The sequence below is a fragment of the Vibrio penaeicida genome (genome assembly GCF_030689305.1).
Taxonomy (GTDB): domain Bacteria; phylum Pseudomonadota; class Gammaproteobacteria; order Enterobacterales; family Vibrionaceae; genus Vibrio; species Vibrio penaeicida_B.
This window is the reverse complement of sequence record NZ_JAUYVM010000006.1, coordinates 198874-211744: the sequence shown is the minus strand read 5'-3', so window position 1 is coordinate 211744 and position 12871 is coordinate 198874. Positions and strand designations below refer to the sequence as shown.

Sequence of the window (12871 nt, the reverse complement as noted above, 5' to 3'; positions counted from 1 at the left end):
TGATGCACCTTCATGCTAACTTTGAACTGTCTTGTAGATTAATATGTTTTTGCGATTTTTCCGTCGGTTAAATCGATGGAATGATTACGCGTTAACATGACTATGCGTTAACTATGTATTGAGCAATCTTGTCGCCCATTTCCGATGTAGATAGCGCAGGTTTGTTCCCCGCTAAATCACCTGTTAACTCACCAGCTTCAAGCGCTTTTGATACGGCGGTTTCAATATCGAGTGCTGCAGCTTCTTCATTTAAACTATAACGTAGCATGAGCGCGGCAGATAAAATTTGAGCAACAGGGTTTGCAATATTTTTACCTGCAATATCAGGAGCGCTTCCGCCAGCGGGTTCATACAAACCAAATTTGCTTTCATTAAGGCTAGCAGAAGGAAGCATACCCATTGAGCCTGTAATCATGGCGCACTCATCTGAGATAATGTCACCAAATATATTGGAACACAGCATGACATCAAATTGAGACGGGTCTTTGATCAACTGCATGGTGGCGTTATCGATGTACATGTGAGAAAGCTCAACATCAGGGTAGCCTTTTGCGATCTCTTCAACGACTTCGCGCCACAAGATAGAGCTCTGAAGTACGTTTGCCTTATCAATTGAGCAGACTTTTTTATCTCTTAAACATGCAGATTCAAAGGCAATTTTGGCAATACGCTCTATTTCGTAACGGTGGTAAATTTCAGTATCAAACGCTTTTTCGTTTGGTCCTTCGCCTTCACGACCTTTTGGCTGACCAAAGTAAATGCCGCCAGTCAACTCACGTACAACAACAATATCAAAGCCGTTGCTAGAAATGTCTGCACGTAGAGGCGAAAAAGATTCTAAACCCTTGTGAATTTGGGCTGGGCGAAGGTTACAAAACAGTTGGAAGTGTTTACGTAAAGGAAGTAATGCACCACGTTCAGGTTGATCGTTTGGTGGAAGGTGTTCCCACTTAGGACCACCAACCGAACCAAATAAAACGGCATCAGCATTCTCACAGCCTTTTACTGTGCTTTCTGGTAGCGGACAACCATGGTTATCAATTGCAATACCGCCAACATCATGCTCTTCACGCGTAAAGGTGATGCCATGTTTCTTTTCAATCGCATCCAGTACCTTATGAGCCTGTTGCATGACTTCCGGACCAATTCCGTCTCCCGGTAATACGGCAATGTTGTAGCTTGAGCCTGCCATGGTGAAATATTCCTTGTTAGTTAAGTTGTGTTTGAATTTTGAGAGTAAGCAAATTTAGTGTTAGAGAAACTAGGCAGAAAGACGCGTTATGCTCGCGATGATCAATTCTGCCTATGCTTTACCCTGTTTTTATACTGTCTCTATCTTATCTTTTTTTTGCTTAATGTCAGCAATTTGGTCTGCACGATGAATACTGTTAATAACATGCAGTAATGCTTGACCTGAAGCTTCAATAATATCGGTGGATACACCTGTGCCGTGGTATTTTCTGCCTTTATAGTTGGCAATGATGTCTGCTTGACCTAAACCATCTTCGCCTTCACCTTTTGCAGTGAGATCGAATTTATCCAATACAATGTCATACCCTGTTAAACGGTAAATACATTGGTAAAGCGCATCAACAGGGCCGTTACCAACCGCAGCTTCGCATTTCTCCTCATCACCACACTTCAATTTTATGCTGGTGGTTGCCATTAAACTTCCAGATTGGACGCTTAAATAATTCAGTTTGAAGAAATCATCTTCTTCACGAAGGTTGGCAAAATGCATTAGTGCTTCTAGGTCGTAATCGAACACCTGTCCTTTTCTGTCAGCAAGTTTTAGGAAGTCGGCATAAAGCGTATCTAAATTGTACTCGCTTTCGCCATAGCCCATGGTGTCCATATGGCTTTTAACCGCCGCACGACCACTTCGGCTCGTTAGGTTCAATGCTTGATTTTTCAGACCAATCGACTCAGGCGTCATGATTTCGTAGGTATTTTTGTTCTTCAACATACCATCTTGGTGAATGCCTGAAGAGTGACTGAATGCGTTAGTTCCGACAATGGCTTTGTTGCTTTGAATAGGCATGTTGCACAATTGGCTAACCAACTTACTGGTGCGGTGAATCTCTTCGTGTTTAATGGCGGTTTGCACACCCAATAACTCAGAGCGTGTTTTCAAGATCATCGCCACTTCTTCAAGTGCACAGTTACCTGCACGTTCACCGATACCGTTAATGGTTCCTTCGATTTGACGAGCACCGGCTTGAACAGCGGCAATAGAGTTGGCGACAGACATACCCAAATCGTCGTGACAGTGAACGGAAATGATCGCTTTATCGATGTTTGGAACACGATTAAACAGTGTTTCTATAATGCCTGCGAATTCACCTGGAATGGTGTAACCAACGGTATCTGGAATATTAATAGTGCTGGCACCAGCGTCGATTGCGGCTTCTACCATACGACATAGGTTGTCGATTGGGGTACGACCTGCATCTTCACAAGAAAATTCTACATCATCGGTGTATTGACGAGCTCGCTTGACGGCTTGAACACCCATTTCAACAACATCTTCGTAGCTGCGGCGCAGTTTATCTTGGACATGGACCGTTGAAGTGGAAATGAAAGTGTGAATTCGAAAGGCTTCAGCAACTTTCAATGCCTCTGCTGCTACATCAATGTCTTTCGCAACGGCACGAGAAAGACCACAGATGCGGCTATTTTTAACATTTTGGGCAATGGTCTTTACCGACTCAAAGTCGCCCGGAGAAGAAACGGGGAAACCTGCTTCAATAACATCTACCCCTAAACGCTCGAGTGCATAAGCGATCTGCAGTTTTTCCTTAACGGTTAAACTTGCTGACAAAGCTTGTTCGCCATCACGCAAAGTTGTATCGAAAATAATGACTTGATCGCTCATGTTTGCTGTCCTTTTCCTGTTGGTTAATCGTTTTCTGTCCGCAGATGCCGATTTTTTATTTTCTTAAGCTATAAAAAAACCCGCATTTGAATGCGGGTTTTGAGAATCTTATGTGGTTATTTTTCTTCCACTGCCTACCCGCGCGATCGATTCACGATAAGGAGGAGGCTTAGCAGGATAGAAAAACGAGATGTCATGTAAAACATTTCCACAAAATTAAGTTAACAAATTAGTACCGTACTCCTGATGATGCGTCAACCTTTTCGTTGTTTTTTTCTTCATATCGGAGCAGTTCCGCTGTGAAATCCCATAAACGTGTCGAATTTAACAAATTCAAATCGAATTAACTTAATTATTCAATTGATTAAATAATGATTAATTATTCTACTATCGTGATGAAATTTTGGTCTCTATAATTATTCGAATGATTAATTCTGGAGATTGAAATGAGCCGAAAAGTTGGGCGTCCTGCGGAAAAGACTGATGCCAGAGAAAAGCTTATTTTAGAAGCAAGGAGGCTTTTTACCTTGCATCCTTATGAAAAAGTATCGACCCGCTTATTGTCTCAGAATGCTGGCGTCAATATGGCAATGATTCGATATTACTTTGGTAGTAAAGATGGGTTATTTGAAACCATGCTGAGAGAAACATTCGCGCCCATGAAAAATCACATTAGCAATATTGCCGAGCAAGGAAGCGGCAATGGTTGTAGAAGTGACAAAGACCGTGTAAGTGATAATAGCGGTGAATGTAGTAAGAGTAGCAGCAGTGATTTCACAGGCATAATGAAAACCTACTACAGCATGATGGTGAAAAACCCAGATTTCCCACGGTTGGTTGCCAGAATCATGATGATGGATGAAGGAGCCGTCCAGCGTCAGATGATGGAAAAAGTATTCATGGAAATCGCGATGCCTGCTCAGAAGCTCATTTTCCAATCGATGCAGAACGATGGCGTGATAAGAGACGACCTTGACCCTATGCTGTGTAAGGTAAGTTACATCAGTTTAATGGTATTCCCATTTATCGCCCCTCCTCAACTTTTAAAAATACACGATGTCACATTGGATGAAGATTTTCTTGCAAGGTTGTTAGAGCACAACCTACAACTATTGTCCCGTGGCTTTTTATCCTCCTCCCTTGATAATCACAAGGAGTAATTGATGGCGTTTAACCGTAAATTACTGTTCTTTCCGGCGTTAGCTGTCGGTATCGTTATTCTTATCCTCGCTGTAAAACTTAGACCCACTCCTCCGACAAAACCGGCAGGTGATCGTGCTCGATTGGTCGAAACCATGCCGCTTGAATTGAAAGCAATGGCACCCGTGGTGATTGGGTTTGGCAAGGTCACGCCTAAATTGGAATGGAAAGCTATCGCGGAGGTATCTGGCAAAGTGGTGTACAGGCATCCTCAACTGGAAAAGGGACGAATGTTGCCCGCTGGAACGGAAATTCTAAGAATCGATCCTTTGGATTACGAATTAAAACTGGCACAGACCGAAGCCGACCTAAGTTCAAGTAAAACCCAGTTAGCGAAACTCGATCTTGAAAAAATCAATTTAACCAACACGTTAAAGATCGAAGAAAACCGACTGGCAATAAGCAAAACTGAATTAAACCGTAAGAAAAATTTGCGAAAGAAAGGACTTACATCTCAATCGGATGTGGATCAACAAACTCAGTCTTATTTATCTCAGAAAAAACTCGTTCAAGACATGCGAAATCAACTTGCTCTTTTTCCAGATGAACGCAAAGTGGCATTAGCGCAAGTGAAAGTGAATGAAGCAAGACTGGATGAAGCCCAACGTTCTTTAGACAAAACGTCGGTTGTTTTGCCAGAAAACCTACGTATTGCAGAAGTCGACATCGAGCAAGATCAAGTTGTCAATTTGCAACAAACGATGATCGTTGCCCATGGTGTCACGACGATGGAAGTGGAAGCACAACTGCCTCTTCACGACATGAGAACACTAGTTTCTAGCCTCAGCACATTCAATAAGGATGAGTATGGGAACCCGATACCAGCCACAGAAGAAATACGGGCGAGCATTGAGTTAACCAGCGGAAGCCTAGCTGCCAACTGGGATGCTAAAGTGGCTCGGGTCAGTGAAACGGTCGACCCCAATCAGGCAACGGTAGGCGTGATTTTGGAGATAGAGCAAGATTATCGACAGTTAAAGCCCCAGAATTCTCCTCCATTAGTGAATGGCATGTTCGTAAAAGCTGAAATCATTGGGCAAGAAAATCCAAGCTGGGTGATTCCTGAACGAGCTCTACATGGCAATCGAATTTATATTAAAGATGAGCACAATAAGCTGCGGACTAAAAACGTCACAGTGCTCTACCGCCGTGATAACCAAGTGATTGTAGATGGCAACCTCGAACAAGGTGAAGCGCTGATTTTGAATGATTTGCTCCCAGCGATTGAAGGGATGCAACTCAAGACAGCGGAAACGGCGGAGGCATTGGAATGATTCGTTTTTTTGCTAGGCACCCCACTGCCGCTAATTTGTTGATGTTGGGCCTTTTGATTATAGGAATTACGTCATTACCCAAGTTAAAACGCGAGACATTCCCCGAATTTTCTCCACCCTATATTATGGCAGGCGTGGCCTACCCTGGGGCTTCTCCACAAGAAGTGGAGGAAAGCTTGTGTGTGCGAATGGAAGATGCTGTTGATGGGCTCGCCAATATTGAAGAAACTCGATGTGAAGCGGTAGAAGGTTCAGCGCGATTGATTCTTAAGCTGAATGAAAGGGCGGATATCGGGCGCATGCTGGTGGATGTTCAAACTCAGATTAACTCGATCAATGATTTCCCTGATGAGATTGAATCACCTGTTGTAAGGGAAATGGATTGGAATGAACCCGTTGTGGATGTTGCTATTACAGCCAACACCACTTGGCCAGAGCTTAAAGCCTATGCCGAGCAGCTTAAACGTATTTTGAAGCTTGATTATGATGTTTCGTTGGTCGATGTAAGTGGTTTTTCTGATCACCAATACCGAGTGGAACTAGATACCATCGCAATACGACAATTAGGGCTAAGCGTTGGTGATATTGCAGAGCAAATTGGCAGACAGAACGTCAAGCTTCCTAGTGGGAATATAGAAACACCAGATAAAAACTTCCTTATCCGTTTTGACGAGCGGAGCATCACACCTAACGAACTGAGCCAGATCGTCGTTGGTTCAGCACCTAATGGCAGTGTCATCAGGCTAGCTGACATTGCATCAATCACCGACAGATTTGAGCTAGATGAACAAAAAGTGTTGTTTGATGGTCAACCGTCTGCCGTTCTGAAAGTCAGTAAAAATAAAGAAGATGATGCATTAAGAATCAAAGATCAGGTTGCTGAATTTGTTGAAGCGCAGCGAGCGGTTGCCCCCGATGGCGTAACGTTGGAATTAACCAACGATCTCTCTTCTGTTTTGTGGGATCGACTCAGCATGATGCTCACCAACGGTTGGCAAGGGATCGTGTTGGTATTTGCAACAATGTGGCTGTTCTTTAGTTTTCGCTACTCATTTTGGGTGGCTGCGGGGTTACCTGTCGCCTTCTTGGGCGGCATGTTCTTAATGGCAAACCTAGGGCTTTCAATTAACATCATGTCTCTCGTTGGGCTGTTGATGGCGATTGGTATCATGATGGATGACGCTATCGTTATAGCAGAATCTATCGCTTCGCATTTGGATCGTGGGCAAAGTGTTGATGAAGCCGTTTATAACGGTGTACGTAAAGTCTTTCCTGGTGTGTTGTCTTCTTTTCTAACGACGATCTGCATCTTTGGTAGCTTACTGTTTCTTGAGGGAGAGATGGGTGCAGTGCTCCGTGCGGTGCCTCAAGTACTCATTTTGGTTTTGTGCTTAAGCCTTGTCGAAGCATTCTTGATTCTGCCCAATCATTTGTCCCATTCGTTGCACAAGCAAAAAAATGATCGTCCACCCTTAAAATTCAAGCGAGTACTGCTGGAACGTTTTGAAAGTTTCCGTAACAACCAATTGGTGTCTGCTGTGACCAAAGTGGTGGAATGGCGATATGCCTTTTTAGGAGGAGTATTGGCGACGTTGTTGGCATCAATTGCCATGTTGGCTGGTGGTGTAGTGAAGTTTGTGCCGTTTCCTGATTTAGATGGTGACATTGCAGAGGCGCGCATCATTCTTCCCCCCGGAGCGTCATTAAGCCAAACAGAGGCGGTCGTTGATCATATTGTACTCGCGGCAGAGAAGCTGAACCGAGATTGGAGTGAACGGGTTGAAGGTGGAAGAACTTTAGTTCAGCACGTCACCAGCAGTTACAACGTCAATGCCGATGCAGACGAAGCTGGTCCGCATTTGGCTACGGTGCGGCTAGACCTTCTAGGGGCGGAGTCACGCAATACTCTGATTGATGAGTTTGTTGATGCATGGCGCGATGAAGTGGGAGAGCTTGCTCAGCCTGTGTCATTGGTGTTCAAACAACCTACGATGGGACCTGGCGGTCGGGCGATAGAAATTCGAGCCAAACATGATGACCTGTCGGCACTAAAATCGGCATCGATTGAAATGCAGAGCTATCTCAATGAGTTTGATGGCGTGCATGGTGTGTTGGATGATATGAGACTCGGCAAAGAAGAAATATTAGTGAAACTGCGTCAGGGAGCGGAAACCTTTGGGGTTAACGGGCAAATGATAGCAGGTCAATTGCGTTCTGCTTTTTTTGGTCAAACCGCCGACGAAATTCAAATTGGTGTAGAAAACATAAAGATCGACGTTCAGCTTGATAAAAAGCAGGCTGGCGATCTGCAGCAGCTCGCGAATTTTCCCATCATAAAGTCGGATGGCTCCCAAATTCCGCTAGGGGCTATCGCCACATTAGATTTCCAACGTAATTATGTACGAATCCAGCGAGTGGATGGTTTAAGAACGATCAGCGTTTACGGTGACGTAGACAATTCAAAAGCCAGTTCGTCAGAGATCATTACCCAGTTCCAAAAAGAAGAAGCACCCAAGTTAATGGCGAAGTACCCAGGGCTAAGATTTGACTTCGAAGGTGAGGCAGAAGATGCAGCCAAAACTGGTAGCTCAATTGCAAGTGGGTTCTTGCTCGGTCTATTTGGTGTTTTCATTATCCTGAGTTACCAGTTCCGCAGCTACATGGAACCGTTTGTGGTAATGGTGGCGATACCCTTGGCGTTAATTGGGGTCATCTGGGGGCACTTCTTGCTAGGGCATTCTTTAAGTATGCCAAGTATCATGGGTTTTGTTTCATTGGCTGGGATTGTTGTGAATGACTCTATTCTTCTGGTTCAATACATACGTCATCATGTTGATGAAGGGGATTCTGTGTACGAATCGGTGGTAAAAGCAAGTCGGGAGCGTTTTCGAGCAGTATTTTTGACGTCCATTACCACCGCAGCCGGGTTATTACCGTTATTGACAGAAACGAGCCTTCAAGCTCAAGTGATACAACCACTGGTAATATCCATTGTATTTGGCATATTTGCCTCTACACTATTGGTGCTGTTTATGATTCCTGCTGCGTATGCAGTACTAGCGGATTTTGGATTGGTGCGCAAACACCAAGAAATTCACTAACGTAGGAACCATAAAATATTCATGTAAAAGTAATTAGGGGGACGAATCCCCCTTTCGTCGTGATTTGACTCTAAAAATAATAATTTTGATGTTTGTTGCACTTGAATATCAATAGTATGTAAATACACCATATGCATATGTTACGATGGCTTATCTAAATGCATATCAAATCGGTTGCTCATTAGTTTTTCAACAATTCTTCGCTTGGCTGGCAAAGAACAAAAAGGATGAGCGTTGATCCCAAGAGATGCGTATTGAAGCAAGTAACACTTAGCTTGCCGAACAGAAAATATAAGGACCCAATATCAATGTCATGGCAGAAACGCAAAATTCAATTACGCCCACTTTCCATTAAAAGTCTTATCGGGTGTGCAGGATTGATCCTGCTGACAGGATGTCAAAGTACCGGAACAGATTCGAATGCAGCTTCTGCTAACAAAGTGTCTGGTAGTACAAGTTCAGGTTTGGTTAGTACGCAGCTAGACGAGTTTTTTAGTCAGGAAGCGCGAGATCAGTTCTTAAAGCAATCCATTGAAGCTCTGGAATCTCAAGATACCAACGAATGGCAAGGCATTGATTCGTCAAGTAGCGCAAAGTGGCTGATTAAAGTAGCCTCTCCAGAAGTACAATCCGTTGAGGTTCATTACCCAGTTGAAGAAACGGTAGATACCGCACAAACCTTAACTTTTGTTGGTTTGACGCATGAAACGACAACAGCACTTAATTTAAGAACGGGTCCAAGACAATCCAGCCAAAAAATTGGTCAGCTACAAAAAGGTGAAGCCTTCAATGTACTTGCTCAGGCAAGTGGAAAACCTTGGGTTTTGGTTGAGCAAGAGGGTGACGTTCGTGGTTACGTGCATCATGATTACATTAAGCCTGCAGGTCCACAGCAAGATTTAATTGTTTCAAAAGTTGGGATCCAAAAACACTTAGAGACAAAAAAAGAAACGTCTGTGTTGGCAGGTAGCTACGTATGCCGAGATTTACAATACTCGTTCTCTCGTGATGAGAAAGTGCAGTTTGGCGAATTTACTGCGTGCCAGAAGCAGCAAGGCTCTTGGTACATAGAAGAAGGCAGCGCCCGAATTGTAAAAGCATCAAACTAAATTGATGTGATTTGTTAACTTAGGGGAAGTAAGTGCTTCCCCTAAATTTTGAGCGACGTACGGATAAAGGTTGAATTCAATCAGCAACCTCGAAGCTGTGTCAATACGTCCTAATTAAGATTCCCCACCAAAATTATCTCTTTCTAACTGTCATCGAAATACAAACATCTCGTCACTTAGCTGTCACCTTTTTCACCTAATTTCTAATCAGGAAATAGGAAAAGAAGGTATGGGCTATGCGTGCGATCGAACCCATTGCCAGATTCGATCTGGCATTTTCAAGCTTTTGCTTACAACACCGGTTTAACTTACAAGTAGCAAGAATCAGTAAAGCTGTCTCTCGGAGTGGAGATGGGCATTTCTATGCCGTACTTGGCATTGTGCTCTGGTTGTTCGATTCAATCTCAGGAGGGGAGTTTCTTGCTGCAGGATTGATGGCATTTGCAATTGAACTTCCCATTTACTGGGTATTAAAAAATAGCTTTAAGCGACGACGCCCTCAAGAGTTAAGTAATCTACTCATCGCTTTTATCACACCTTCTGATCGCTACAGCTTACCGTCGGGGCATACCACGGCTGCATTTTTAATGGCGACTCTGATAGGGGAGTTCTACCCCAGTTTCTACCTACTAGCCGTTATATGGGCATCATTTATTGGGCTTTCTCGCATTCTTTTAGGCGTTCATTTTATTACAGACGTGGTTATCGGAGCTGGGCTTGGTCTTGTATGCGCTAAAGCCGCGCTGTTGGTTTTGAGTTAGAGGATACGTTGGATCATGAAAATTCTTTACGGTGTTCAAGGTACGGGGAACGGCCATATTGCGAGAGCAAGAGCGATGGCTAATGCATTCGGAGAACAGAATATTGATGTGGACTTTCTGTTTTCTGGGCGAGATAAAGACAAATATTTCTCCATGGAGTCTTTTGGTGATTATCAAACCAGAAATGGGATGAGCTTTATCACCAGCAATGGAAAAATTAACCTTACGCAAACCATACTTCAAAACAGTTTACTCAATATAAAGAAAGAAATTGATGAGTTAGATCTGAGTGGGTACGACGTAGTGATCAATGATTTTGAACCCGTATCTGCTTGGGCGGCCAAAAAGCAAAATGTGCCTTGCATTGGGCTTAGCCACCAAAACGCGTTCCGTTATCAGGTACCTATTAAGGACTCTCGTTGGTTTGATCACTGGATAATCCACTATTTTGCGCCAACAAGTATTCCTATCGGACTGCATTGGTATCATTTTGATCAACAAATTTTACCTCCTATTGTTCATACAACTTCTGGCTTATCTGAAGACGTCGACACATCCATATTGGTATACCTACCATTTGAATCCTTAGGTGATATTCAAGAATTACTTGATAGATTCGGTCATCAGCACTTTGATTGTTATCACCCAGGTGTTGAGCAAATCCATGTGTTGGAAAACATCACTTTTCATCCTCTTTCTCATGAGAGGTTTCAGATTAGCTTGAAATCGTGTTCCGGAGTGATTGCTAATGGTGGCTTTGAGTTGCCTTCAGAGGCGCTAACACTAGGGAAAAAACTGTTACTAAAACCGCTAAAAGGCCAATTTGAACAGCAAAGTAACGTTGCTACCTTAGAGCACTTAGGGCTAGCGTCGGCGATGGACTACCTTGACCCTACTGCTGTACGTAATTGGCTCGATGAACAAAGTGCTGAAAAAGTGATCTACCCAGATGTCGCTGCTTCAATAGTGAATTGGATAATGCAGGGGCGATGGGACTGCGTTCAAGAATTGTGGTCTTTGCTTTGGGAGCAGGTGGATTACCCCAGTTATGCGACGATTCAAGGCTAGGTAGAGCACAAGTATCTTGGTGTTACTTGAGTATGTACGTTAATGGGAGGGGAAGTACAATAATGCCCCTAAGATGTCTCTTCTCGTTAACAATTCCGTTCAAATACCAGAACCTTTTTTGTGTCATTTTTGCGACAGTTTCCTCTCAATTATTATAAAAAGAAGTGTTTTAGCTTTTTTTATACCACTTGTATCTTATTGATTAGTAAGACCAAATCATTAAACAGGCTAAAAAATAATAATTTAATATTAAACCACTTGTCCTACCCATGGTATTTGGGGATATTCTTGAAAAGAGCGAAAGCATTAGTGCAGTAAATACCAATCAAAGGCTTTCGAATAACCAAGGCTAATGCCTATTTTAATAGAACTATTGATAAGTGAGAGGCAACCCAATGTCGAATAGGATTGAAGCAAGTCAAGCTGTAGCAGGTTATCGAATGGAATCGACATTACGTGGAGTGGACCTAAATTTACTCACCGTCTTTGATGCGGTAATGCAAGAGCAGAACATCACCCGTGCAGCGCACAATTTAGGTATGTCACAACCTGCCGTGAGTAATGCCGTTTCACGTTTAAAGAATATGTTTGATGATGAATTGTTTATGCGACATGGGCGAGGAATTCAACCCACTCAACGTGCTCGTCAGCTATTTGGTCCTATGAGACAAGCACTTCAGCTGATCCGCAATGAGTTACCGGGTTCAGTGTTTAACCCAAAAACATCATCTCGCCTTTTCCGTCTCGCAATAAGCAGCCCTTGTGACGTTCGATTTGCACCTGCAATCATGAGTACTATTGCTAAACAAGCGCCAGTAATTCAGTTGCAAATGGAGTCTGATGTCGATAACGAATTAGCAGAAAAAATGCGTTTTCAAGAAGTGGACTTTGTCATCAATTACGAACGTTTCGAGGAAGTGGGCTATTCAAGCACAGAAGTCTTCAGTGATGAATTGGTTGTTGTAGCATCCTCTTCTCATCCGCGTATTGGTAATGACATTTCTATAGAAGAGCTCCAATCTGAAATGCACGCAACATTATCAAAAGTGAATGGCGTACGATGCTTCTCAGAGCAAGCCTACAAGAACTTAGACTGCCGCAGCGCATACCAAGGAACAAGCTTGAGCAATATTCTCTACGTTGTAAGTCAGTCTGAATTGATTTCAATTGCCCCTAAGTGGTTGGTTGAAAACGCTGTGAATTTGCCAAACTTGAAAGTGTTGGATCTTCCCATGCCAAACAAGTCAATTTCGGGTTACTTAAGCTGGCACGAATCCAGTGAGAAAGACAAAGCACACATCTGGATGCGTGATCAGTTAATGATGATTTGCGGTGAAACCGTCGCAATTCGTTAAAGAAAATGACGTAATACGCTGGCATTGTCCGGCGTTTTTTTTATCTAAATTTTGGAGTTAAAAGAGAAGACAAAGTTTGGGGTATGTACAGGATATGAGTTTTTACAATTAATGTGGCAAAGCTTGGT

9 protein-coding genes are annotated in these 12871 nt (G+C 43.2%); 7 read left to right on the top strand and 2 right to left on the bottom strand.

The annotated features are described in order from the left end of the window. Positions 1-100: 100 nt before the first annotated feature. Both leuB and leuA read right to left on the bottom strand, forming a co-directional pair. Positions 101-1192 carry a 3-isopropylmalate dehydrogenase gene (gene leuB, locus Q8W40_RS12035; protein ID WP_305397357.1) on the bottom strand — a complete coding sequence of 364 codons (1092 nt, stop codon included), beginning with the start codon at positions 1190-1192 and terminating at the stop codon, positions 101-103. Between the two features lie 129 nt (positions 1193-1321). Next, the gene (leuA, locus tag Q8W40_RS12030; protein WP_305397356.1) at positions 1322-2875 is read right to left on the bottom strand and encodes a 2-isopropylmalate synthase; all 1554 of its coding nucleotides are present in this window, start codon (positions 2873-2875) and stop codon (positions 1322-1324) included. Positions 2876-3321: 446 nt separating this feature from the next. On the opposite strand from leuA, the gene Q8W40_RS12025 reads away from it, so the two are divergent. The 7 genes from Q8W40_RS12025 to leuO all read left to right on the top strand — a co-directional run bounded on the left by Q8W40_RS12025 (position 3322) and on the right by leuO (position 12743). Next, the gene (locus tag Q8W40_RS12025; protein WP_305397355.1) at positions 3322-4035 is read left to right on the top strand and encodes a TetR/AcrR family transcriptional regulator; all 714 of its coding nucleotides are present in this window, start codon (positions 3322-3324) and stop codon (positions 4033-4035) included. Positions 4036-4038: 3 nt separating this feature from the next. Further along, positions 4039-5349: an efflux RND transporter periplasmic adaptor subunit gene (locus Q8W40_RS12020; RefSeq protein ID WP_305397354.1), complete on the top strand. Its 1311-nt coding sequence runs from the start codon at positions 4039-4041 to the stop codon at positions 5347-5349. Further along, positions 5346-8450 carry an efflux RND transporter permease subunit gene (locus Q8W40_RS12015; RefSeq protein ID WP_305397353.1) on the top strand — a complete coding sequence of 1035 codons (3105 nt, stop codon included), beginning with the start codon at positions 5346-5348 and terminating at the stop codon, positions 8448-8450. Before Q8W40_RS12020 ends, Q8W40_RS12015 begins: the two co-directional genes overlap by 4 nt. A 308-nt stretch (positions 8451-8758) precedes the next feature. Continuing rightward, positions 8759-9559, top strand: a complete 801-nt coding sequence (locus Q8W40_RS12010; protein WP_305397352.1) for an SH3 domain-containing protein — start codon at positions 8759-8761, stop codon at positions 9557-9559. A gap of 236 nt (positions 9560-9795) precedes the next feature. Further along, the gene (locus Q8W40_RS12005) at positions 9796-10320 is read left to right on the top strand and encodes a phosphatase PAP2 family protein (RefSeq protein WP_305397351.1); all 525 of its coding nucleotides are present in this window, start codon (positions 9796-9798) and stop codon (positions 10318-10320) included. Between the two features lie 15 nt (positions 10321-10335). After that, complete coding sequence (locus Q8W40_RS12000; RefSeq protein ID WP_305397350.1) at positions 10336-11388, top strand: MJ1255/VC2487 family glycosyltransferase; 1053 nt, start codon at positions 10336-10338, stop codon at positions 11386-11388. A gap of 395 nt (positions 11389-11783) precedes the next feature. After that, on the top strand, positions 11784-12743 hold the full coding sequence (gene leuO / locus Q8W40_RS11995; RefSeq protein ID WP_305397349.1) for a transcriptional regulator LeuO: 960 nt from the start codon (positions 11784-11786) through the stop codon (positions 12741-12743). Positions 12744-12871: the final 128 nt, after the last annotated feature.

What these genes read in the sequence shown, in the direction of transcription:
- Q8W40_RS12015 (WP_305397353.1), top strand. Translation starts at nt 5,346, where the DNA reads ATGATTCGTTTTTTTGCTAGGCACCCCACTGCCGCTAATTTGTTGATG.
- leuO (WP_305397349.1), top strand. Translation starts at nt 11,784, where the DNA reads ATGTCGAATAGGATTGAAGCAAGTCAAGCTGTAGCAGGTTATCGAATG.
- Q8W40_RS12000 (WP_305397350.1), top strand. Translation starts at nt 10,336, where the DNA reads ATGAAAATTCTTTACGGTGTTCAAGGTACGGGGAACGGCCATATTGCG.
- Q8W40_RS12005 (WP_305397351.1), top strand. Translation starts at nt 9,796, where the DNA reads ATGCGTGCGATCGAACCCATTGCCAGATTCGATCTGGCATTTTCAAGC.
- leuB (WP_305397357.1), bottom strand. Translation starts at nt 1,192, where the DNA reads ATGGCAGGCTCAAGCTACAACATTGCCGTATTACCGGGAGACGGAATT.
- leuA (WP_305397356.1), bottom strand. Translation starts at nt 2,875, where the DNA reads ATGAGCGATCAAGTCATTATTTTCGATACAACTTTGCGTGATGGCGAA.
- Q8W40_RS12010 (WP_305397352.1), top strand. Translation starts at nt 8,759, where the DNA reads ATGTCATGGCAGAAACGCAAAATTCAATTACGCCCACTTTCCATTAAA.
- Q8W40_RS12025 (WP_305397355.1), top strand. Translation starts at nt 3,322, where the DNA reads ATGAGCCGAAAAGTTGGGCGTCCTGCGGAAAAGACTGATGCCAGAGAA.
- Q8W40_RS12020 (WP_305397354.1), top strand. Translation starts at nt 4,039, where the DNA reads ATGGCGTTTAACCGTAAATTACTGTTCTTTCCGGCGTTAGCTGTCGGT.